This window comes from Flavobacterium sp. 22659 (assembly GCF_052044235.1).
Taxonomy (GTDB): Bacteria; Bacteroidota; Bacteroidia; order Flavobacteriales; family Flavobacteriaceae; genus Flavobacterium; species Flavobacterium johnsoniae.
In genome coordinates, this window is sequence record NZ_JBQEMU010000005.1 from 118,998 (window position 1) to 142,718 (window position 23,721).

At 34.4% G+C, this 23,721-nt stretch carries 17 protein-coding genes; 13 read left to right on the plus strand and 4 right to left on the minus strand.

Annotated elements, in window-relative coordinates; genetic code table 11:
• The first annotated feature begins 28 nt into the window (after positions 1–28).
• From ACTJIW_RS07360 to ACTJIW_RS07410, 11 genes are all read left to right on the plus strand, one after another.
• Positions 29–724, plus strand: a complete 696-nt coding sequence (locus ACTJIW_RS07360) for an ABC transporter ATP-binding protein (protein WP_440715942.1) — start codon at positions 29–31, stop codon at positions 722–724.
• 1 nt (position 725) lies between these two features.
• Positions 726–3,020 (plus strand): TonB-dependent siderophore receptor, encoded by a 2,295-nt coding sequence (locus ACTJIW_RS07365; RefSeq protein WP_440715943.1) that lies wholly within the window; start codon positions 726–728, stop codon positions 3,018–3,020.
• A 5-nt stretch (positions 3,021–3,025) separates the two neighbouring features.
• Positions 3,026–4,477, plus strand: coding sequence for an ABC transporter permease (locus ACTJIW_RS07370; protein ID WP_440715944.1), 1,452 nt, complete (start codon positions 3,026–3,028; stop codon positions 4,475–4,477).
• Between the two features lies 1 nt (position 4,478).
• Positions 4,479–5,828: a DUF3526 domain-containing protein gene (locus ACTJIW_RS07375; RefSeq protein WP_440715945.1), complete on the plus strand. Its 1,350-nt coding sequence runs from the start codon at positions 4,479–4,481 to the stop codon at positions 5,826–5,828.
• Positions 5,829–5,985: 157 nt separating this feature from the next.
• The gene (locus tag ACTJIW_RS07380) at positions 5,986–6,624 is read left to right on the plus strand and encodes a hypothetical protein (protein WP_440715946.1); all 639 of its coding nucleotides are present in this window, start codon (positions 5,986–5,988) and stop codon (positions 6,622–6,624) included.
• Between the two features lie 313 nt (positions 6,625–6,937).
• Positions 6,938–7,537: an RNA polymerase sigma-70 factor gene (locus tag ACTJIW_RS07385; protein ID WP_440715947.1), complete on the plus strand. Its 600-nt coding sequence runs from the start codon at positions 6,938–6,940 to the stop codon at positions 7,535–7,537.
• Between the two features lie 67 nt (positions 7,538–7,604).
• Positions 7,605–8,708, plus strand: a complete 1,104-nt coding sequence (locus ACTJIW_RS07390) for a FecR family protein (protein WP_440715948.1) — start codon at positions 7,605–7,607, stop codon at positions 8,706–8,708.
• Between the two features lie 10 nt (positions 8,709–8,718).
• Complete coding sequence (locus tag ACTJIW_RS07395) at positions 8,719–12,078, plus strand: SusC/RagA family TonB-linked outer membrane protein (protein WP_440715949.1); 3,360 nt, start codon at positions 8,719–8,721, stop codon at positions 12,076–12,078.
• Positions 12,079–12,082: 4 nt separating this feature from the next.
• Positions 12,083–13,543 (plus strand): RagB/SusD family nutrient uptake outer membrane protein, encoded by a 1,461-nt coding sequence (locus tag ACTJIW_RS07400; RefSeq protein ID WP_440715950.1) that lies wholly within the window; start codon positions 12,083–12,085, stop codon positions 13,541–13,543.
• On the plus strand, positions 13,530–15,008 hold the full coding sequence (locus tag ACTJIW_RS07405) for a hypothetical protein (RefSeq protein ID WP_440715951.1): 1,479 nt from the start codon (positions 13,530–13,532) through the stop codon (positions 15,006–15,008). Before ACTJIW_RS07400 ends, ACTJIW_RS07405 begins: the two co-directional genes overlap by 14 nt.
• 218 nt (positions 15,009–15,226) lie before the next feature.
• Positions 15,227–16,369, plus strand: coding sequence for a cytochrome-c peroxidase (locus ACTJIW_RS07410; RefSeq protein ID WP_440715952.1), 1,143 nt, complete (start codon positions 15,227–15,229; stop codon positions 16,367–16,369).
• A gap of 105 nt (positions 16,370–16,474) precedes the next feature.
• On the opposite strand, the gene ACTJIW_RS07415 is transcribed toward ACTJIW_RS07410, so the two are convergent.
• Positions 16,475–17,206, minus strand: a complete 732-nt coding sequence (locus tag ACTJIW_RS07415) for a hypothetical protein (protein WP_440715953.1) — start codon at positions 17,204–17,206, stop codon at positions 16,475–16,477.
• Between the two features lie 384 nt (positions 17,207–17,590).
• On the opposite strand from ACTJIW_RS07415, the gene ACTJIW_RS07420 reads away from it, so the two are divergent.
• Together ACTJIW_RS07420 and ACTJIW_RS07425 are read left to right on the plus strand one after the other, a co-directional pair.
• Positions 17,591–18,007, plus strand: coding sequence for a hypothetical protein (locus ACTJIW_RS07420; RefSeq protein ID WP_440715954.1), 417 nt, complete (start codon positions 17,591–17,593; stop codon positions 18,005–18,007).
• A 211-nt stretch (positions 18,008–18,218) separates the two neighbouring features.
• Positions 18,219–18,869 carry a VOC family protein gene (locus tag ACTJIW_RS07425; RefSeq protein ID WP_121361518.1) on the plus strand — a complete coding sequence of 217 codons (651 nt, stop codon included), beginning with the start codon at positions 18,219–18,221 and terminating at the stop codon, positions 18,867–18,869.
• Between the two features lie 54 nt (positions 18,870–18,923).
• Here ACTJIW_RS07425 and ACTJIW_RS07430 read toward each other — a convergent pair whose 3' ends face one another.
• The 3 genes from ACTJIW_RS07430 to ACTJIW_RS07440 form a co-directional block, all read right to left on the minus strand.
• Complete coding sequence (locus ACTJIW_RS07430; protein ID WP_440715955.1) at positions 18,924–20,915, minus strand: heavy metal translocating P-type ATPase; 1,992 nt, start codon at positions 20,913–20,915, stop codon at positions 18,924–18,926.
• A 241-nt stretch (positions 20,916–21,156) separates the two neighbouring features.
• Positions 21,157–22,422 (minus strand): efflux RND transporter periplasmic adaptor subunit, encoded by a 1,266-nt coding sequence (locus ACTJIW_RS07435; protein ID WP_440715956.1) that lies wholly within the window; start codon positions 22,420–22,422, stop codon positions 21,157–21,159.
• Positions 22,423–22,424: 2 nt separating this feature from the next.
• Complete coding sequence (locus ACTJIW_RS07440) at positions 22,425–23,705, minus strand: TolC family protein (RefSeq protein WP_044047818.1); 1,281 nt, start codon at positions 23,703–23,705, stop codon at positions 22,425–22,427.
• Positions 23,706–23,721: the final 16 nt, after the last annotated feature.

Here is a 23,721-nt window from a genome sequence, read left to right on the forward strand (position 1 = left end):
AAATTAATTTTTCTCAACAAATAAACTTATGCTTACAGCAACAAATCTGACCAAGAAATATGGCGATCATACGGCTTTGAATGCCTTAAACTTAACAATAAAAGAAGGTGAAATCTTCGCTCTTTTAGGGCAGAACGGTGCCGGAAAAACGACTACCATTAATTTGTTTTTAGGTTTTATAGAACCTACATCGGGAGAGTTAGAAATCAATAACATTTCAGTTACAGAGAATAATCAGGAAACCAAAAAATACGTCGCTTATATTCCTGAAACGGTAATGTTATACCCAAATCTTACAGGTTTAGAAAATCTTAAATTCTTTTCGTCGTTGGCAGGATTTAAATATTCTACAGGAGAATTGACTTATTTTTTAACTAAAGCGGGGCTTCAGGCAGGTGCTCACGATCAAAATTTAGGAGGTTATTCTAAAGGAATGCGTCAAAAAGTGGGAATTGCAATTGCCATTGCTAAAAAAGCAAAAGTGCTTTTACTGGACGAACCTACAAGCGGTTTAGACCCAAAAGCATCTAACGAATTCTCGCAGATTTTAAAAGAACTTTCGGCAGATGGAACGGCTATTTTAATGGCAACACACGATATTTTCAGAGCGAGAGAAGTTGCTTCGCACATCGGAATTATGAAACAGGGAAATTTAGTTACCGTTATTGAGGCTGATAAAATATCGGCTAACGAACTTGAAGATTTGTATTTACAAACTGTTTAAGATGAAAAATATATTCTCTTTTTTACTTTTAATAAGCGGTACACATTTCATCCAGGCTCAAAATAACAAAGTTAAAGACAGTATTGCAAAAGATTCTCTGGAAATGGAAACGAAACGAAATGAATTGCAGACTGTTGAAATTGTAGGTCGTTCAACCAAGAAATACAACAGCGATTATTCGTTTGCTGCAACTAAAATTGCTGCTTTAAACAAAGATATTCCGCAGTCAATTTCGACTATTACCAAAGAATTAATCGCTGATAAAGGTGCTTTTTATCTGGCCGATGCGGTAAAAATGTCGAGTGGTGTAATTCCGGCTAGTTATTATAATCAATATACAATTCGCGGTATCAGCCAGAATGAAGAAGGCCAGATAATTAACGGAATGCGAACACGCCAGTATTATTTTTTACAGCCTTTAACGAGTAATATTGAACGTGTTGAAGTGATAAAAGGTCCATCGAGTGCCACATTTTCTTCTGTTGATCCGGGCGGAAGTATCAATATGGTGACCAAAAAACCTTTGGCAATAGACCGAAAAGAAATCAGCATGAGCGTGGGCAGTTTCAGCACTTTGCGCGGAACGCTTGATTTTACTGGGCCTTTAAACGAATCAAAAACACTTTTATATCGTGTAAACGGTGCCTATCTGCAGGCAAAATCATTTCGTGATTTAGTTAATAATAAGTCGTTTTTGATCTCGCCTTCTTTCAGTTATATCCCAAATGAAAAAACGGCCATTAACACCGAGTTAATTTTAAGTGATATGACGGGAATTCTGGATCGCGGACAGCCTATTTTTGGTGCTGTCGCCGGAAAAACAAGTTTAAATAAAACACCAATAAGTTTAAATCTGGGCGCTCCAAGTGATTTTTTTAAATCGAAGGAAATGATCCTGATGACCAATTTTGCGCATAAATTCAATTCTAAAATTGGTTTTAATGCGTCGTATATGAAACAAACCTGGACAGAAGATCTTCAGGAACACCGAACTACAAATGCTTTTGCGGTTGACATGAACAATCAGCCGGTTACGAGTCTGGCTATGATGCAGTTTGTACAGCGTCAGCAAAACTGGGATATCGACAATTTGAGTGCATATTTAAACTTCGATTTAAAAACCGGAAAACTCCATCATAAATTACTGACAGGTTATGATTTAAGCAGCTGGAACAAAAATAAAGGCGGCGGACAAAACGCGGCGCGAGGTTATCTGTTGAAAGACGGAACGGTTGCGAGCAGTTTTGTTTTGGCGAATGCCTCAAATTATCAAACCGTGACAGTTGACGGCGTTGTAATGCCAAAACCAAATGTTGATTATTTTAATTTGAATAATCCAAGTTACAGACTGACCAGTCCTGAAGATTATACGCTGAATGTGAGAACAGCGCTTCCATCGGCATTAACTACTACAAATGCCATTTATATTCAGGATCAGATTCAATGGGAAAAGTTTACTTTTTTATTGGGACTTCGAAACGAATGGTTTGAAGATATTACGAACTATGAAACCAGTAACGAACTGAAAGTCAAAAAATCGGCTTTACTGCCAAGAATTGGAATTACGTATGCCGTAAACAGTGCCATAAATGTGTACACAACGTATCTAGAAGGTTATCAGCCTCAATCGAATACCGTTACTTTAATGCCTCAAACAGCAAGTTTACCGGGCGGGAGTTTATTTGACCCGCTGGAAAGTGATTTAAAAGAAGTGGGAATCAAAACTACTTTTTTAAACAACTCGATGAGTTTTAATGCGGCAATTTACGAAATCAGACAGCGCAATATTTTAATGAATGCCAATGATCCTGTAAATCCTGATTTACTGGTAACGAGAGGCGCTGAACGAAGCCGTGGTTTTGAGTGTGATATAGCAGGTTATATCACGCCAGACTGGCAGATTAATGCATCGTACAGTTATATTGATGCCGAAATTACAAAAGATAATAATCCCGCCCTAATTGGTGCCAGAAAGCAAAACACGCCAAAAAACAGTGCCAATTTATGGACGCGTTACAATTTTGCATCCGATTCTGATTTACAAGATTTTGGAATTGGAATTGGAATGCAGTATCAAAGCAGTAAAGTGCCTTGGTTTACAAGAGATTTTACACTTCCAGATTTTACCATTTTTGATGCTGCTTTGTTTTACAAACCAAATAAAAGCAATGTGCAGATTGCTGTAAATGCGGGCAATTTATTAAACAAAACGTATTGGCTTGGCGCTCAGAATTATCTGCGTTTATTTCCGGGAAGTCCGCGAAACGTTACGCTTACAGTAACTTATAAATTTTAATTTATATGAAATTATTACATACAGAACTCCTTATAGCCAGACATTTTAAAAATTCTGTTTTTAAAAATCAGGCAATTTATATTATTACATTTTTTATTGGCGCCTTGCTTTTATTCGCTGCGTTTTCGGGCTGGGACAATTACAAAAGCCAAAACGAAACCAGCGAAAAATATCAGCATGAATCCCGCGAAGACTGGTTGAAAAACCCCGATAAAAATCCGCATAGAATGGCACATTACGGGAATTTTGCTTTTAGAAAAAGTACTTCCCTGAGCGTTTTTGAATTTGGAATGGAACCGTTTTTTGGAAATGCCATTTTTCTTGAAGCACACAAGCAAAATACTGCCAACTTCTCTGAAGCCGGATTTTCAAACAGCATGCTTCGTTTCGGTGAAATCAGCATTGCTATGGTTTTACAGGTCTTACTGCCTTTATTAATCTTTTTTGTCGGTTTCAATTCTGTGGCATACGAAAGAGAAAACGGAACTTTAAAAATCCTTTTGAGTCAGGGAATCAGCTGGAAACAGCTTTTGTTTGGTAAAGTCCTGGGAGTTGCCAGCGTTGTTATGCTGCTTTTTATTCCCACCATTATCATTTTGGTTTTAATCTGGCTAACGCTTCAAAACTTTTCAATTTCGGCCGATGAAACAATAAAAATGCTTTTATTTATTGGGTTTCATTTTATTTATCTGATGTTCTTTTGCGTCGGAGCAGTTTTGATTTCGGCGTCAAGCAAAACCTCAAAAAAAGCATTGGTTTCGTTAATTGGAATCTGGCTGATTTTTACCATCATTCTGCCAAGAACAACACAGGCCATTGGAGCTTATTTGTATGAAGCACCTTCTAAAATTCAGTTTAACAGCGATATCGAAAAAGATATCCTGAAACAAGGCGACAGTCATAACCCAAATGATGTGCATTATAAAGCCATAAAAGACTCTTTACTTCGGGCTTATAAAGTCGATTCGGTGCAGAAACTTCCTTTCAATTATTCCGGTTTTATCATGACCGAAGGCGAAAAGATCAGCTCGAATATTTATAACAGTCATTTAGAAGAACTTTTGAAAATTTATACCAGACAAAACAGTTTTTCTAAGGCCGTTTCTTTCTTTAATCCGTACATCGCGATGAAAAATTTATCGATGGGATTATCAAATACTGATTATGATTCGTACATCGATTTCCAGAAACAAGCCGAGAAATACCGTTATGGAATGGCACAGAAAATGAATGCTTTGCAGGTGAAATACATCAGCAATAAAAAACCCGGACCAAATGATAAACCGCTCACAATTGGCAGAGAACACTGGGCCGATCTTGAGGAATTTCATTATGAACCAAAAGGCGTTTGGGAGGTTTTAAAAACCGAAATCGTTTCTGTTATTTCTATTCTTTTATGGGTAATTCTGTTGTTTATTTTAATCAGAATTGCTGCTAAAAATCTAAAAGCCATTTAATATGTTAGTACTCTTATTTAAAAATTTCATACGTTCAAAAGGTACCAAAATTGGCTTACTTTTTTTATTAATCATTGGTTTTATAAGTCTTTTAATTGGTCGTCAGTTTCAGGAAAAACAGCAAAACAGTATTACAGAAGCTGCTGTTTATCAAAAAGAACATATTGCGAGAAATGCTGCTTTTCATAAAGACGAAATTGGGCTTCTCCTCTACTACATTAAATTTTCATTGGTTAATAATACTTTACCCATTAACAGTTTGGCAATTGGGCAGCGCGATGTAAATCCGTCGATTCAAAATGTTACGATTCGCGGTCTTGAAGGTCAGAAATACGATTCAGAACTCAACAATCCAAGCAATCTTTTGTCTGGAAATATCGATTTTAGTTTTGTGCTTTTGTATTTATTCCCGCTTTTGATTATTGCTTTTTCGTATAATATTATTTCAGAAGAAAAAGAATCTGGAACCTGGAAAATTGTAGCAACACAAAGTCCGAATACGTTTTTGTATATCTTAAAATTATTCTATATCAGAATTTTAAGTTTAATGGCACTTTTAACTTTGATTCTTTTAGCCGCAGTTTTGTTTTTGCAGATTCCAATTGATAAAGCATTTCTGGTGTTTTACGGACTTTCGGTTTTGTATATTTTATTTTGGTTTGCGGTTTGTTTTTTTATTGTTTCTCTTCAAAAAAACTCCAACTTCAATGCCGTTATTTTATTGACAATCTGGCTGTTTCTAATTATCATTCTTCCGGCGGGAATTAATACATATATCATAAATAAATATAAAGTTCCCGAAGCTTTAGAATTAACGCTTACGCAGAGAAATGCCTATCATGAAAAATGGGATATGGATAAACAAGAAACGCTGGATAAATTCTACAAGCATTATCCTCAGTTTAAAAATTATCCTCTGCCTGATAAAGAATTCAGCTGGCTTTGGTATTATGCCATGCAGCAAATGGGCGACGACGAATCAGCAGTGCAGTCAAAAGAATTAGAAACGAAACTACAGCAGCGTAACCGTGCCAGTGAACTGATTGCGCAGTTTATTCCAACGCTTCACACGCAAATTCAGTTAAATGAAATTGCAAAATCTGATTTGCGAAACCAGCTTTCGTTTTTACAGGAAACAACAAAATTTCATGAAAAACTACGCCTGCATTTTTATCCGAAGATATTTGATAATGCTCCGGTCAACGAACAAAAATGGGAAGATTTTAAAGTAGAAACTTTTACTGATAATTCTGAAACCATTTTTATGAAAGCATTTCTGCCTCTATTACTTTTCAATTTATTGCTGATTGGTTTTGGATGGCGAAATTTTAATCGCAAAGTATTTTTTTAACTGGATTTTTCTCAACCGCAAAGTTCGCAAAGAATAACGCAAAGTTCGCAAAGTTTTTAGACAAAGCTTTGCGTGCTTTGCGTTTTTTATAAGGATACTAAGTGAAAAAACTTTCCTTGCGGTTAAAAAGTAGTACTTTTAATGAAATTTCCATTTAATGAAAAAAATATTTATAGCGGGTGTTGTCTTTGTATTCATTTTATATGCTTTCAAAAAATTAGTTTATGATTCTTATCAATGGAAAAAAGCAATTAACAGCCCTGAGCATAAACTGCAATTAGGAAGTATTATCTTTAGTAAACAAAGCGGCTCTAACGGGAGTCAAAGCATGGAACACAAATACTTTATTTTTAAGGTAATTGAAATAAACGGCGATTATGTGAAACTTTCGGTTGTTAGACAGTTATCGCAAAAAAATAAGTTGCTGCAATCTGATTTTTCGACAACCAAAGAAGCTTATAAAGATTTAAAACAAAATATAGGGAATACAAAAATCACAGGAATTCTAAAAGAGGATTTGTATAAAGCCGGTCCTTCTTATACTTTGAATAATTTTTTATTAGAAAAATATCCTTCATTACTGGAGTCCAGATATTATTTTGAAGAAATCCCTGAGAATAAAAAAAATCTTCCAATACCAGTTGATTACAACGAATTACAGGAATATTTCAGTTTAGTTTATTCTAAAGATGAAATCATAAACAAGGGAAAACTGGTTCCATGGGTTTTAAACAACAACACTACACCTGAATTAGCCGAGAGGTTATCACAAAATATAGATTTAATACTCAATTAATTCGCAAAATTATTTAAACGTAAAGAACGCAATCCCGATAGTCATCGGGAACACCAAGTTCGCAAAGTTTTTAGGTAAAGTTTTGCGAACTTGGCGTTTATATTACGTAAGTAAATACTAAAACCTTTCGTGCTTTGCGATTACAAAAACTGCAATACTAAACCTATTCTGAATAATTTTTTCAGGAAAGTAGTTTATTTGAATTTTATTTAGAATTAATATAAATAAACTTTTATATTTGCCGCTTTCCGGGCAAATTGAAGTACTTTTTAAAATTTACTTAATATTGCTTTTTCAAAGTAAATTTTTATTAATGAACAACAATACCAGTTTCGAATTAGATCTCTTCAAATCCTTTAAGGAAGGAGACGAAACTGCTTTCAAGTTTTTCTATGATAAATATTTTAGAAGAATTCAGTCTTTCAGTATTCAGTTTATTTATGACCAGGAAGAAGCCGAGAATCTGGCTCAGGAAGCTTTACTACACCTATGGCAGAATAAGGAAAGTGTAGAATCTATAAACGGGATTCAGGCCTTTTTGTTTACTTATGCCAAATCTAAATGTTTGAATTTAATCCGCCATAATAAGGTGAAGGATAAATTTAAAAACGACTTACTTAACCACAAAGAAAGAGAACTGGATATTGAGGTTTTAAATTCGCTTCAATTTGATACGTTGGAATTAACCGAATTAGAACGCATTATTCAGGAATCTATCAACGATTTGCCGCCCAAAACCAGGGAAGTTTTTATAAAAAAACGCTTCGAGAATAAAAAAAATGCAGAAATCGCCGAAGAAATGGGAGTTACTTTAAAAGCCGTAGAAGCCCATATGACAAAGGCTTTGAAGATTTTAAAGACTAAATTATCGGATTATTTGTTCCTAATCTTTATCCTTATTTATAACAATTAAGAATAAAGGGTAGGGTTTTTTATTTCTGAAGTGTACTAACTATAGTGAGACGTTTTAATACTCAAATATGACATCGGAAATAATACAAAAATATCTATCTAACGAAGCTTCAGAACAAGAAGTTCAGGCACTTTTTGAATGGATTGAAGCATCGGCAGATAATAAAAAACAATTTGTAACGGCAAAGAAAGCGTGGGTTCTTTCCGGCTTATCTGAAGATATTTCTAGTGATTCTGTTCCATTAATCCAAATGAAACCAAAAAACAGACTGAAGCAGTACTTAAGTTATGCTGCAGTGTTCTTAGTTTTGATTGGGTTAGGAAAAACTATTTTATTATTTACCGATACCTCTAAAACATCAAAAGAAATTGTTCTGGAAATGGGCGACGGCCGTATAGAATATTTTTCTGGAAAAAATCAAACCACTTTGGTAAATGACAAAGGAGATTTAGTGGCCAAAAAATTTCCTGATGAAATCATTTATTTTGGTAAAACTGCAGCTGATAAAGTAGTTTACAATACGCTTACTATTCCGTATGGAAAACGTTTCAAACTTAGACTTTCTGATGGTACTATTGTGAGTTTAAACGCCGGAAGTTCTTTACGTTATCCGGAACAATTTAGCAGTAACGGAAACCGAAATGTCTATTTAACCGGAGAAGCTTTTTTTGAAGTGGCCAAAGATAAAGAGCATCCGTTTATTGTAAACGCTAATCAGGTTGATATTAAGGTTCTTGGGACAAAGTTTAATGTGAGCGCTTATCCTGAAAATCCTACTGTTAACAGTACTTTGATAGAAGGAAGCATTCAAATGTCTGAAACTGCCAATCCTTCGAATGTTATTTTGCTCGAACCAAACCAAATGGCAACCTGGCAGAATAATGCTAAAAAAATTACCCTCAAAAATGTTGATGTTTCCCTTTACTCAGCCTGGACAAAAGGAGAATTGGCATTTAAAGACACCCCATTTTCTACAATCGCTAAAATTATTCAGCGTACCTACGACGTTGAAATTATCAATCAAAATTCTGATTTGGCCAGACAGAATTTTACTGGTACCATAAATATAAGCGAATCTAGTGTCGAAAACATTTTAGACCTGCTAAAACGCGACACTCCTTTTAACTATTCAATTGAACATAAAACAATTACGATCACCAATCCTCGATAAATAAATAAACATGACATTTGCGATACAACCCGTTTTAAGAAAAATTCTGTTTTTCTTAGCTATTCTCATATCTGGATTTAAAGGATTTTCTCAGAATAAACTCATAACATTACATGTAAAAAACAAACCTATAAGCCTAATTATCAAATCTATTGAGGAACAAACTGATTTTAGGATAATTTATAATGCCCGTAAAATCGATGCCGAACAGCTGGGCGATTTAGATGTAAATAATGCTACACTCGAAACGGCTTTAAAACAGCTTTTAAAAGATAAAAACATTTCATTTTATATTCAGAAAAAGCAGGTTTTATTAACCAGCTCTACTCCTGATTCTTCTAATTCTGACGTTCAGGAAACAGAAAGATTTATTACCGGAACAGTTTACAATGCTAAAGACAAACTGCCGCTTCCGGGTGCATCAATCCGCATAAAAGGAACCGGAATGGGCGCTGTAACTGATTTCAATGGAAAATTTGTTTATCAGTTAAAAGGAAACAATATCCCAAATCTTGTTCTTGAAGTTGGATTTCTTGGAATGGAACCTCAATCTCAAAAAGCAGAAAACAAAAAAGATTTTACCTTTTTTCTTCAGGAAACTACAGACGAACTGAATCCGGTTGTGATTACTTCTTCTTATGGAACTACAAAACTAAAAGAAGAAATTGTAGGGAGTATTTCGACTTTGCAAGCAAAAGATATTGCGGTTGAACAGGCTTCTGAAAGTTTTGATAAAATGATTACAGGACAGATTGCCGGTGTTATGGTTGAAAATACTTCGGGTGTTGGCGGTCCGGTTAAAATCAATATTCGCGGACAAGGTACTTTATCTTCTTTAAGTGGTGCTATTACTGGAACTTCATCGCAGCCTCTTATTATTGTTGATGGTGTTGTAATGAGCGAAGAATATGCTATTGACAGTCCTAATTTTAACGGAAACGGCGATTATGCCGAAAATCTGGCCAACCCGTTAATGAAAATTGCCCCAGAAAACATTGAAACTATTTCTGTTTTAAAAGATGCTGCAGCGGTTGGTATTTATGGTGCTGATGGAGCAAATGGTGTAATTTTGATTACAACCAAAAAAGGAAAAAAAGGGAAAACACAATTTGGTTTTTCTAATCAGTTAGGAGTTTCTTCTGCCGTTAATCAAATTAAATATTTAAACGGGGAACAATATACAGAACTGCGAAATGAGTTTATGAAAAACACCACGGCGGGTTATGTTCCGGTTTCTTATAACGGAATAAACACGGATTGGTTTAATATATTAAACAGATCTGGTGTATATAATAAATACAATTTTAATGTTTCGGGATCTACTTCTAAATTTTCATATCGCACGAATGTTAGTTATACAAAAATCGATGAACCGCAGGTAGGAAACGAAACAAAACAATTAAACGCCGGAATTAATTTAGGTTACAACTCAGGTAAATGGGATATTAATTTAATGCTTAATCCTAGTTATGTTCAAAAAGATGCGCCTAATATTTTTTATAGTTTCGCTTATCTTCCAACACTTGCTGTTTACAATGCAGATGGTTCTTATGCCGATTTGGGCGCAAGCGGTTCTGCAAGAGGAAATCCTTTGGCAGCGATTGAGCAAAACAAAAACGAAGCGCAGACTTTTGGTCTTTTAGGAAGTTTGAATTTATCTTATAAACTTAATAAAAATATCAAATTTTCTACTCTATTTGGTATGGATTATACTGATAAAGAGCAGGATCGTTATTTTTCTGCAGCAAATGAAAGCGGCCAGTACAATGGTACCTTTGTTTTAGACGGAATTACATATCCGGCCTGGGGACGACGTCTTATAAACCAGAGAAATTCTACTAAATGGAACTGGCAGGGACAGGCTTTATTCAACAAACAATTAAATGAAAGCAATGAAATTGATGGAGTTGTTGGTTTTGAATTAGCAGAAGATAAAACAGATTTTAATTATAAATCCGGTGTAGGATTTTTAGAACCTGATCATATCAATAATGTCACAGACGCCATAAGAGATGACAATCCGGATACACCAGAAGATGAGTCTAAAAATGGTCAGAGTTACAGAAATGAAATAAGCTATAATTCAAGAGTTTCTTTATTCTCTCAAATAAATTACAACTACAAAAAACGTTATTTCTTATTAGCAAATTACCGTCGTGATCAGAGTTCTGTTTTTGGAGATGATACTGATGTGGCTCATAATGGCGGTTTAGGTGCCGGATGGATTATTAGTAATGAAAACTTTTTAAGCACAAATTCCTGGATTGATTTCTTAAAACTAAAAGCTAGTTACGGATCAACCGGAAATTCTAAAATTGGTTCTTACAGATCAAAAGGAATTTATAATATAAGCCAAAACGGATACAATGGTTCTATTGGAGCGACTACAGGCGCTGCGCCAAATGGCAGATTAAGCTGGGAAAAAAATACAAAATTCAATGCAGGATTTGATTTTAATGTTTTCAAGAGAGTCGAATTGACATTAGAATATTACTACGATGATAAAAGTAATTTAATTGCTTCAAGAGACATTCCTACAGAAACAGGGTACAGTTCTGTACAATTAAATGCAGCAAGTATGTACAACAAAGGTTTTGAACTTACTACAAGAATAAAATGGATAAAAAGCGATGCTTTTAAATGGACTACGGCATTTAATATTGCCACAATAAATAATAAAGTAACTTATTTAAAAGGTTTAGGCAGTGATTATGCTGAAGCAAATATTGCATTGGCACAAAAAGTAGGTTACAGTACAACAACATTATGGGGCATTAAATGGGCTGGTGTAGATCCAGCAACAGGAAGAGATCTTATACAAAAAAATGGACAGATTTACGATGCTAAAACGTACAACGAGTTATTTACAGTGGCAGACTGGGAACCTATTGGAGACAAACAGGCTGATGCATACGGAGGTTTCTATAATAATTTTACTTTCTACAATAATCTTACTTTATCTATTAGAGGAGATTATCAAATTGGCGGAAGCTTTATGGCACCAAGTGTTCTTATCGATCAATATAATGTAACATCAAATCGAAATCTTTCTGTAAATGCTTACGATTATTGGAGGAATCCAGGCGACAATGTTTCACAATCTGCCGTTACACTTTCACCAATAATCTCAAACTTAAGCAAATATATTTACGATGCTACCTATATCAGAATCAGTAATATTAATTTAAGTTATAATGTACCTCTTAAAAAGAATACTTTTCTGGATGCTGTTTCTGTTTTTGCAGATGCTACAAATGTGGCATATTGGTACAAAGACAAAAGTCCTAAAGGAATGAACGGAATACGAGAGTATAGTTATATCTATCCGCAGGCAAGAACAATCTCGCTGGGAGTTAATGCTAAATTTTAAGAAAATGAAATATTCAAAATACCTATCCCTATTTTTTCTAATACTTTCATTACAAAGCTGTAGTGACTTTTTAGAGCAGGAACCCGGAACCCAAACATCTGTAGACGAACTTTTACAAAACAAAACAGGGGTTTTGCAGGCACTTACCGGACTTTATACTGAAGTAGAAGCTAATGTAAGACCAGAACGCTATGCTGTTTATGCTGATTTACAGGGAGGCAATTTAAAATTTGGCCCAACAGCAACAGGAGGTCTTAAAGGTCAGATTTCGCCATCGGCAAATGTTGAGCAGCTTTATTCTTTTGACGATGTGGCGCTGTCCAGTAATTTTAAAACATTTTATGATACTAATTATGACATCATAAATCAGGCGAATCTAATTTTAGAATATACGCCTGCCCTAAAAGATGCAACTGATACAGAAAAAAATCAGATAAAAGCAGAAGCTTTAACCATAAGAGCTTATGCCCATTTTCTTTTATCTCTTGTTTACTGTCAGGATTATAAATATACGGCTGATGCATCGCATTTAGGAATAATTTACAACACAGAATCTATTAAATCAGGAATACAATATCCGGCCAGAAAAACCCTGGCAGAAACTTATAACTTAATTATTAATGATTTAAAAACGGCTGTTGAAAATTACTCAGATAATTCATTACTTCCTGGTCCTGCTTATTCTTTCTTTAACAGAAAAAATACAAAAGCACTATTAGCAAGGGTTTATCTTCAAAAAGGAGACTGGATAAATGCTTACGAAATAGCAAATGATGTAATTACCAATTCAGGTGCCGTACTAATGAGCAAAGAAACTTTAGTTTCTGAATGGGAAAAACCAGATCTTCCAGTATCTGAAATCCTTCTTGAATTTTCTATTCCGAAAGACACAGAAGGAAATGTTTCATCATCAATGGCTCAGACTTTTGGCTATACTTCAGACATAAACTTTCAAAAATATACTGTTTCAAATGATTTAATTAATCTATATGAAAGCAGTGATTTAAGAAAAGAATTGTTCTTAACAAAATCACTTTATACAATTATAGGCGGTGTGCAGACTTACCGAGATTACAACTTTACCAAAAAATTTCAGAATAATGCCGGTTATGTCGCTTTTAGACTCAGTGAAATGTACTTGATTCGTGCTGAAGCTGCATTTGAAACCAATAGAGCCGATTTGGCAATGGCAGACATTAATATCATCCGCGCCCGCGCCAATGCATCATTATTAACCAATACAGCGAATTTAAAAGAAAACATCTTTTTAGAAAGAAGAAAAGAATTATGTTTTGAAGGTTTCTTATTCTTTGATATTGCCAGAAATCATAAAGATGTTTCAAGAAATGACGGCTGTATCGCCACAGTGTGCAGTTTGACTTATCCGTCTTTAAAATACGTCCTGCCAATACCAACATACAACACTAATCTTAACCCAAACTTGCAGCAAAATGACTCGTATTAAGATATTCAGTATATTATTTACAGCTCTGTTATATATTTCATGTTCAAAAGATGATTATAAATTAGGTCCTGAAATTGATCCTTTTTTAAGATTTAATTTTTTAGTAAAAAGTGATAACACACCTTTAGAATACCCGGCTGTAAACGGAAGTTTAGTTCCTCAGTCAACTTATGACAACAAAGCTATAAGAACATTAAAAGTTCCTGTAGCTTTAACAACACGTGCCTTAAAGGGAACTGTTACAGCCAATTTTAGTGCCGAAACAAATGGTGCCAGCGACAGTTTCAGCGTAAATCCTGTAAATCAGCTTACTTTTCAAGGCAGTAAATTAACTGATACTATTTATGTGTCATTTGATAAAAGATGGGCTGCAAGTCAAAATATTAAGCTAAAATTGGAAACCGTTTCTGATCCTGATATTCATATTGGAAATCTAAATTCTGCATATCCAAACGATACTTTCAATATCAATTTAGGAACTATCGCTACTAATTATACTTTTCCTGTAACAAAGTACAATGTAAAAGGCGAAATAGGTGAAACAATTGATTTTAAAGTATACTATCCTAATGGTTTTTTCCCGGAAGAAATTGAAAATGCTTCTATTTTTAAGTTCCAAAACGGATTCGAATATTCTTTAACACATGACGATTATGGTGATAACAGAACTTCTGTAAACTATCATTTAACTCTTTTAGAAGATCTTCAAAACGATGATGCTCAATACGAGTCTAAATTAACGTTAATCAATATTCCAAATTATACGGCTACAGGAAATATCAGCTTAACTATTACAAAACCAATAAAAATACCAAGAGATGTTCAGGCATATCCAGCTTCGAAATTTACAGATCCAACAAATGCATTTTATCTAACCTATGGTGAACATTGGTTTAATAATAATGGCGCTTGTTCGTGGCAGACTTTCAATGCTTTAACTTTCCCGGTTATTGTTACTAAAGACGATCCAAATGCCATATTGTACAGCGACAGAGGAACTACAAATCCTAATGATGATATTTACCACGATGCTTTTAAAATTGGATTTAACGTTGCCAGCGGAACGAATACGGTAAACTCTTTTGGTTTAAAGAGATGGTTCTCTAACGAAAGTAACTCAGCGGCCATTTCTCCAGGATTTAATATTACTTCGGCATTGGAGTTTTTCCCTGCAAATGGAAACAGCAAAACTGAAGGAACGGTTCTCGTAATTCCGCAGGACATTACCATTGGATCTGCTGCAACAGCTTCAGTTCCATCAAAGTCACATATCATTGCTATTTCAGGCGAAGGAACTTACAAAGAAGTCAGCAATGGTTTATATGAGATTTCATTTGAATTGAAACTAACAAATGACGAACTTTTTGGAGGAACTGTTTCGACACAATACAGAATGTTCAACAACAGGACCTATACAAAACCAGCTGCTTTGAGCATTCCGTGTCCTAAAGAAGTTACGCTTTAAGTATTTAGTCGCAGTTAACAGTCGCAGTTAACAGTCGCAGTTAACAGTCTGGAATCTTTATTCAAGCTTTGTCAAAGTTTAAAACTTTGACAAAGCTTTTGAAGTCTAAAATAATCTGCGACTGATGACTGAGACTGATACTGTAAATTGCGACTGTTAACTGTGGCTGAGACTTAAAAACCAATCAAAAAAAACAAAAAACAAAAAAACAAAAAGAATTGAAAAAACTAATCTTCCCTCTCCTATTCCTCTTGAGTTTGACGGCTTATAAAAGCGTTGAACAGCCCGATTATATCGACATACAGGAATTACGAAAAATTTATTCCGGCGGAGATACCTCAAAATGGCCTGCTGCAGAATTACACGAAAGTGTAGATAAATCAAAATTTCAGGATATCGGCGTTTTGCCTGCTGTTCCCTATCCTGCATATAATCCGTATTCGAAGGAAAAAGAAAGCTTAGGAAAGATACTCTTTTTTGATCCGAGATTGTCTAAAAGCGGACAGATTGCGTGTGCTTCCTGTCATAATCCAGAATTGGGATGGACGGATAATTTAACGCGCTCGTTTGGTCATGACCGACAAACAGGAAAACGCAATTCAATGACGATTTTAAATTCGGCCTACGCCACTTCCCTATTTTGGGACGGCCGTGCTTCAAGTCTGGAAGATCAGGCACAGTTTCCTGTTCAGGATCCGTTAGAAATGAATGAAAAACTGACCATTGCAGTCGATAAAATTGCTAAAATTAAAGGTTACAATTCTCTATTTACAGCAGCTTTTGGAGATAAAAAAGTGACTTTAGAACGAATTCAGTATGCGATTGCTACTTTTGAAAGATCCATCAATAGTCCAAAAAGTAAGTTTGATCAGTTTGTAAGCGGAAAATCAGACATTTATACCGATCAGCAGGTAAAAGGACTTCATTTGTTCAGAACCAAAGCGCAATGCATCAACTGCCATAATACGCCTTATTTCAGCGATAATCAGTTTCATAATGACGGACAGACTTTATTTGGAACAAAAAATGAAGATTTCGGACGTTATAATGTGACCAAAGATGTTAAAGATATTGGTAAATTTAGAACACCAACGCTTCGCGAAGTTGTAAATACAAAACCGTGGATGCATCACGGGCATTTTCCAACTTTACTGGATGTTGTAGAATTATATAATTTAGGAAACCCTTCTCCTGTTCAAAAAAGATATCTGGGAACAGCAAGAGATTCTTTAATTCCAAAATCAGATCCTGCGCTTAAAAAATTAGATTTGAGCAAAGAAGAAATCAGCGATTTATTAGCTTTTATCGAAACTTTAAGCACGCCGACAAGAAGAATTATGGTTCCTGAAATGCCAAAATAATATGTTAGTTACATATGATTTGTAAATTCCCCCAACAACTGCAAATCTGCCAAGCCTGTTTCTTTATGAAACGGGCTTTTTTTATGAATTAAAATTATATAGCTTTTAATCTATTACCTTCGTTGTTACCTTAGTGTTTTCTGTATCTAAAGTTGATGGATTAAAAATCCAAATTTGATTTTCATCTGACAATTGAATTTTCTTTTCTATAGAAAGATCTCTTAACCCTTCTATTTGTTTCTTATTAAATACATTTAAAGGATAAAGTTTTTTTATAGTTCCTGTTGTAATTTCTGAAAACTTATCTTCCCATTTTAGTTCTTGCTCCGGAATATTTAACATACTTGATCGACCAATATAATTAATTCTTCCTTCACCCTCTTCAAATAATGTTTTGTCATCTGGATATGCATATGCATAATCGATTTTTAATTTTTGAGAGACTGATTTAATAATTTCAATTGTCTTTTCGAGACTTTCCAAATCATTATATGGCCAGCTAAAATACATATCCAGTCTATTTAAAACATTAACATTTGAAAAAATTGAAAAAGCTGATTTGTAGGAGTCATCATATGAATATACTTTAAATCCTGAAAGATTTTTGTATCCTTTTTCATTTAGTTTATTATTTAAAGATTTTTCATAAATCAAACCATCACCCTTTGAAATCCCATATCCTGAACCTTCAATATCATATTTAAGTTTATTACAATTAAAGTTAATTTTTATAATACTTATCAATAATTCTGTCAATAGTTTTTTTTCATCCTCTGAATATTCCGCTTTATTTATATTAGCAAATATTCTCAAATAGTTTTTTTCAAATTTTTTCATACTTTAAATTTTATGCTTAATATATTTTAAATCAGATTTTTTTACAGAAAGATTACAAACCTTTTCGCGTATATTCTTTATTAGTTTATTTATCATTACAAAATAATATATTAGTGACACTTGAAACATCCATTATAAGACTTATAACTATTAGAATAAGGTAAATTTATCATACTTATCTTAGCATAAAACTTTAAAAGCTTCCTTCATCTAAAAAGTCTTTTTTCAATTTTACTCAAAACCAAACTCTATTTATATTTTAAACAGTAAAATTTTACAAGATAAAACAGTAATGCAATGCATTTCAACAGAAAATTAGTTTATTTGTATATAAAGAAAAAGACCTTTAATCCCCCTAAAAATCATTAATTTAAACTAAATTTTATGACAACCTTTAAAACCTGGAAAGAAAAACCAACAGAACGTGAAGCTCAAAATGCCGTTGAAGATTTTTTTGCTTATTTAAAAAAAGGAGAATTAGACAATGCCAAAAACAGCGTAGACCACCTTTATGATGACTGGGAAGAATCAATTCATGTAATTTGGCGTGATCATTATCTTATTCATGAAATAGCAAAAGATGAATCTTTTGAAGGAAAAGAGTGGCTGAACAATTTAGAATGGCTTGGAAATTTAGACATACTAGATGATTTTATGTGGGCAGATGAAAACGGTGATATGAGATATTTTGATGTGAGTTTAACTTACTTAGGAGAACCTTCGGGCTTTGCTGCACAATTTTATGTGGTCAAAAATGACGATCATTATGTTATAAAAAGAGGATTGATCGATATGGCTTAATAAAGCTTACGAAATATATTAAAAGTTCATTTCATTGGTTTGAAGTGAACTTTTTTTATTTTAAAAAACGTAACTTTATCAGTACAGCAATACTCTTTTTCTATATTTTCATTGAAGCATAAAATAGTCTGGCAGTAATACCAAAACTCTGATTTTCTAAATTTGTTTGAAACTAAAAAAGAAGCTTTTTCTTTTAATAAAAAATACCATTATGAAAATAGATCAGATTCAAATCAAAACAAACGATATTCAAAAAACGAAAGCATTTTATCAAAACGTATTAGGCCTTTTTATTCTGGAAGAAGATACAAAATGGATTACTTTTCAGGCAGGAAGTTCAATTCTAAAATTTGTCGAAGATCCACAGTTTAATTCCATTTACCATTTTGCTTTTAATATTCCCGAAAATCAGCTTGAAGAAGCCATTCAGTGGTCTAAAGACAAAGTCGATTTAATTGTTCTGGAAGATAAAAGTGTAGTTACGCATTTTGAAAACTGGAACGCACATTCTCTTTATTTTTACGATCACAATGGCAATCTGCTGGAATTTATTGCCAGACACGATCTCGAAAATGAACAGTTGGGAGAATTTAAACCGGAATCTATTTTGAGTATAAGCGAAATAGGAATTGTTACTGAAAATCCTCTGGAACTGGGAAATCAATTAATAGAAGAACACGGATTACATTTCTTTTCTCAAAATACCAATACTGAAAAATTCTCAGCCATTGGTGATCACGAAGGTTTATTGATACTTGTGCAGCCTACTAGAAATTGGTATCCAACACAAATTCCTTCTGAAAGTAATCCAACAGAAATTATATTAGAGAATAATGAAAATATAATTGAACTAAAATTTTAAAACCAAAAAGCCCAATTCAAAATGAATTGGGCTTTTGTTGTCTATATTGATGAATTAAAACTTCATTCTTTGAATTCGAACCGCATTTAAAATTGCTAACAGCGCCACACCAACATCGGCAAAAACAGCTTCCCACATTGTAGCAAGTCCGCCTGCACCGAGAATTAAAACAAAAGCTTTTACAACAAAAGCCAGAGTAATATTCTGCCAGACAATTTTTTTGGTTTGCTTTCCAATGTTTATTGCCATTGCAATTTTACTTGGTTTATCGTCCTGAATTACAACATCGGCGGTCTCTATAGCAGCGTCGCTTCCTAAACCTCCCATTGCAATTCCTACGGTGCTTAAAGCAATTACCGGCGCATCATTAACACCATCACCCACAAAAGCTACCGTTTCGTTTTTGGCTTTAATTTCGTTTACTTTATTGACTTTATCTTCTGGAAGCAAATCTCCAAAAGCATTTGAGATTTTAAGTTTATCGGCTACAAACTGAACTACATTGGTTTTGTCGCCGCTCAGCATCGTAACTTTAACACCTAAAGATTTTAGTTTAGAAACCGTTTCTTGTGCATCTGCTTTAATTTCATCGGCAATAGTTAAATAGCCGGCAAACTTTCTGTCGTAAGCTATGGCAATTGTGGTATAAACTACAGAAGACGGATCAATATCATACGAAATATTAAATTTATCCAGAAGTTTGAAGTTTCCAACATGAAGCTCTTTTCCGTTTATTTCAGTTTTTAAACCGTGTCCTGAAATTTCTTCTACATTATTCAGTTCAATTGATGAATCGATTGTTCCAACATGATTATGAATTGCGGTTGCTACCGGATGCGTGCTTTTTCCTTCTAATGCATTAACAAATTTCAGAATTTCCTCTTTATCAAAATCAGGTTTTATAATGACTTCCTGCACTTTAAAAACACCTTCTGTCATTGTTCCGGTTTTGTCCATAACCACATTCTGAATGGTCGAAATACTGTCCAGAAAATTACTTCCTTTAAACAAGATTCCGTTTTTACTTGCAGCACCTATTCCGCCAAAATACCCCAGCGGAATACTAATAACCAAAGCACACGGACAAGAAATTACCAAGAAAACCAAAGCTCTGTACAACCAGTCGCTAAAAACATAATTATCAACAAAAAGCATTGGCAGTAAACAAATTCCAATGGCAAGATATACTACAATTGGTGTATAGATTTTAGCAAATTTGCGGATAAACAGCTCTGCAGGTGCTTTTTTAGTGGTCGCATTTTGTACCAGCTCCAAAATTTTAGACAGTTTACTGTCGTTGTAAGCAGTTGTTACTTTTACCTGTGCAATAGTATTTCCGTTTATCATCCCGGCCAGAACCGTATCTCCTTTCTTTTTGGTATCGGGTTTGCTTTCTCCGGTTAGAGCAGCGGTATTAAACGAAGCCGAATCTGAAAGTAATTCGCCGTCTAAACCTAATTTTTCTCCTGCTTTAAGCTGAATAACGGCTCCAATCTGAACGTCTTTTGCCTTAACTTTTGTAACAATATTGTTTTCTACAATATTAACCTCATCCGGACGCTGGTCCAGTAAACTTTTAATATTCGATTTTGCTTTGCTAACCGCCATTCCCTGAAAGGTTTCGCCTATGGTATAAAACAACATAACCGCAACACCTTCGGGATATTCGCCAATTGCAAATGCTCCTATTGTGGCAATACACATTAGGAAAAACTCTGAGAAAACATCGCCTTTTACAATGCTTTCGTAAGCTTCTTTCAAAACCGGAAGCCCAACCGGAATATACGAAATAACATACCAGCCGATTCTAACGTATCCCGTAAACCAATCCTGCGGAAAATAATTGTCTAAACCAATTCCGATTAGTAATAAAATGAAAGATATAATAGAAGGCAGGAACATTTTAAACAAGCTTCCCTCTGCACCATGTTCATGATCGTGATCATGTCCGTCATTATCTGAATGTACAGGTTCGTCATGTGAACAACAGCAGGAAGGTTTGGCTTTAGTTTTTGTATTTTTTATTTCTTTATCTTGATGTATCATGAGAAAGTTTCATGTTTAAAGTTTAAAGTTTCAGATTCTGGAAACTTATTTTAATAATGCTCTAAATTTAATCAATTTGCAGCAAATGGTATAAGCAAAGTTTGTTTTTAATCTCGCTTATTTTACCGCTAAGGCACTAAGCTGCTAAGTTTTTTTTTGAGAATGAAAATTAAACATTCATTTGTCATTTCTAAAAAAACTCAGCACCTCAACATCTTAAAATATCAGCACCTTAAAAAAATCAATGTTCATGCTCTCCTCCGCCTTTCATTGCCGAAAGCAGGTAAAAAGCACCTTTAGTAACAATTTTTGACTGAGAGTCAATCTTATCGACGAACTTAATTTCTGTAAAACCTAAATCTGTAGTTCCGGGAACGACTTCAATGGCTTTAAAATGAATTTCTTTTTCGTGAGTTTCTTCTTTTTCCCCTTCTTTATGCTCGTGTTTTTTTTCTGGATGATTTTCTTCTTGTACAAAAACAAAATATTTATCAGCATTTCGAACAACGGCGTCTTTTGGCAATGCCGGAACTGTTGTGTTTGTAATATTAATATTTGCCGAAACATACATTCCCGGGATCAGGCCTTTGGCATCGGCAGGATCGATTTTCGCGTGTACGGCAACCGTTTTACTTTCGTTAGAAAATGATTTATTGATGCCGAAAATCTTTCCTTTAATCGATTTGTTCGACTGATTCGTTAATACAAAATCGATCACCTGACCAATAGAAATCGAACCTAAATCTTTCTCGTACACATTTAAATCTAAATGCATCTGGCTGTTATCTGTTACTTCAAAAAGCGAAACTCCTGTGTTTGCAAAAGCGCCTTTGGCAATATTGATTTTCCCAACAAAACCACTAATAGGCGAAACAATAGGCACAACCGATGTTGTTCCTTTTGTGTTGACATGCAAAGCATCTAATTTGTTTTTTGCTGCCTGCGCACGGGCTCTTTCTGCTGCTAATTTGGCTTTTACTTCCTGAAAAGTCTTTCTTGGATTTACATTTTCATCGCTCAGCGTTTTCTGGCGGTTGTACTCTAATTGCAGGTATTCTACATTGGCAGCCGCCGACTGGTAATCTTCCTGCATCCCTATAACTTCAAGATTTTGAATCGTTGCCAAAACTTTCCCTTTGTTAACGAATGTTCCTTCCAATACATAAATGTCTTTCACCGTTCCGCCAATTAGAGTCGAAACCTCAGCTGAATTTTGCGGCGGAACTGTCGTGTAACCATTTGCTTTGATCACTTTATTAAGATTGCGGTCTTCTACAATGCCCGTTTCAATTCCTACAGTTTTGTATTGAGATTCGCTTAGCGCCACTTCTGTAGTTTCTTTTTCTTCTTCTTTTGTTTCTTCAGCCTTTTTTTCGTTACAAGCGATTAAGGTAACCGCAAAGATCGCAATCCCGATAGCCATCGGGAGCAAGGCACGCAGAGAAAATAAGCTTTGCGATAAAATCTTTACGCTCTTTGCGGTTAAATAACTAGATATATTTTTCATGATTAATTATTTTTGATAGTTGGAAATTGAAGTTCTACAGCACTTTGATTATAACTGTGTGTTGCTTCTGCAAATTGTTTTTTTATATCGATCGCCTGATTTAAAAAGCTTATGTACGACCAATAACTCATATCGCCGTTGGCATAACTCTTTTGAGCCGTTTCGATAATCTGATTGGCATATTGCAAACCTTCATTTTTATAATAATTTAGGTTTTTCTGCTGTTTTTGAAAGTTGTTTAGCAATTCCTCTTTTTGCAGATTCAGAATAATTTTATTTTTATCTAATGCCAGTTGTGACTGCGAAATACTGATTTCCGCCGCTTTCGCCTTTGCTGTATTTACGCCTCCAAATAACGGAATCTGTAATCCTGCTGTAAATCCCTGAAACAGCGATTCGGTATTAATAGTCTGTGCAAAATAACCTAAACCTAATTTTGGTGTACGATTCGCTTTAAATGTTCCGGCTTCTTTTTGGTAAACCGAAATTTGCTGCTGATAAAAATCGGTCATTAAACTTTCTGCTTTCGAATCCTTATTTTCTATAAAAGGATATTGCAGTGAAGTCGTTTCATCCGGAACGATGTTTTCATCGGTCTGAATAAAAAACTGAAGCTGTTTTTGGTAAATCGCCAAATCGTAATTTAGTTGTTCTTTCTGCGTTTCAATTTCCTTTACTTTAGCTTTTGCACTTATAACTTCAATATTCCCGCTTTCTCCGGTTTTAAATCGAAGTTCGGCGTTCTTTAGAAATTTGGTATAAATCTCATTTAGTTCTGAGTTTAATTTTTGAATTGAAACTCCATACAAATATTGATAATAAGCCAGAGTCACGGCTTTTTCCAATTCATAAGACGATAATGCTTTTCGTTTTTCGGCGAGTTTAGCGAGTTCTTCCTGTAATTGCCTATTGGCTTTTGTGACATTTCCCAGTGGAAAAAACTGCTGTACCGAAACATTATGATCAAAATCAACGCTGTTAAACTGTCCGCCCTGATACTGCACCTGCAATGGATCCGGCTGAAAAGCAGTTTTCTTTAAAATGTTTTGTCGTTCGATTTCTTTATCAGCAATTTTTAAATCGATGTTGTTTGATTTGGCTAGCTCTATTGCTTTTTCTAGACTTATGGATTGCTGTGCAAATGTTGCTGTACTTGCTAATAGAAATGCACTTAACCACAAAACCTTATTTGCCAATAGCAACTCATTTAACCGCAAAGTTCGCAAAGGATGCGCAGAGTTCGCAAAGGTTATCTTTCTTAAACTGTATAATAAATTTTTCATTTTCTTTAAATTTTTC

Excerpts from the sequence above, each read along its gene's own strand:
- ACTJIW_RS07390 (WP_440715948.1), top strand. The coding sequence starts at position 7,605 with ATGACATCGGAAATAATACAAAAATATCTATCTAACGAAGCTTCAGAA.
- ACTJIW_RS07415 (WP_440715953.1), bottom strand. The coding sequence starts at position 17,206 with ATGAAAAAATTTGAAAAAAACTATTTGAGAATATTTGCTAATATAAAT.
- ACTJIW_RS07375 (WP_440715945.1), top strand. The coding sequence starts at position 4,479 with ATGTTAGTACTCTTATTTAAAAATTTCATACGTTCAAAAGGTACCAAA.
- ACTJIW_RS07400 (WP_440715950.1), top strand. The coding sequence starts at position 12,083 with ATGAAATATTCAAAATACCTATCCCTATTTTTTCTAATACTTTCATTA.
- ACTJIW_RS07370 (WP_440715944.1), top strand. The coding sequence starts at position 3,026 with ATGAAATTATTACATACAGAACTCCTTATAGCCAGACATTTTAAAAAT.
- ACTJIW_RS07365 (WP_440715943.1), top strand. The coding sequence starts at position 726 with ATGAAAAATATATTCTCTTTTTTACTTTTAATAAGCGGTACACATTTC.
- ACTJIW_RS07395 (WP_440715949.1), top strand. The coding sequence starts at position 8,719 with ATGACATTTGCGATACAACCCGTTTTAAGAAAAATTCTGTTTTTCTTA.
- ACTJIW_RS07385 (WP_440715947.1), top strand. The coding sequence starts at position 6,938 with ATGAACAACAATACCAGTTTCGAATTAGATCTCTTCAAATCCTTTAAG.
- ACTJIW_RS07360 (WP_440715942.1), top strand. The coding sequence starts at position 29 with ATGCTTACAGCAACAAATCTGACCAAGAAATATGGCGATCATACGGCT.
- ACTJIW_RS07420 (WP_440715954.1), top strand. The coding sequence starts at position 17,591 with ATGACAACCTTTAAAACCTGGAAAGAAAAACCAACAGAACGTGAAGCT.
- ACTJIW_RS07430 (WP_440715955.1), bottom strand. The coding sequence starts at position 20,915 with ATGATACATCAAGATAAAGAAATAAAAAATACAAAAACTAAAGCCAAA.
- ACTJIW_RS07435 (WP_440715956.1), bottom strand. The coding sequence starts at position 22,422 with ATGAAAAATATATCTAGTTATTTAACCGCAAAGAGCGTAAAGATTTTA.
- ACTJIW_RS07380 (WP_440715946.1), top strand. The coding sequence starts at position 5,986 with ATGAAAAAAATATTTATAGCGGGTGTTGTCTTTGTATTCATTTTATAT.
- ACTJIW_RS07440 (WP_044047818.1), bottom strand. The coding sequence starts at position 23,705 with ATGAAAAATTTATTATACAGTTTAAGAAAGATAACCTTTGCGAACTCT.
- ACTJIW_RS07425 (WP_121361518.1), top strand. The coding sequence starts at position 18,219 with ATGAAAATAGATCAGATTCAAATCAAAACAAACGATATTCAAAAAACG.
- ACTJIW_RS07405 (WP_440715951.1), top strand. The coding sequence starts at position 13,530 with ATGACTCGTATTAAGATATTCAGTATATTATTTACAGCTCTGTTATAT.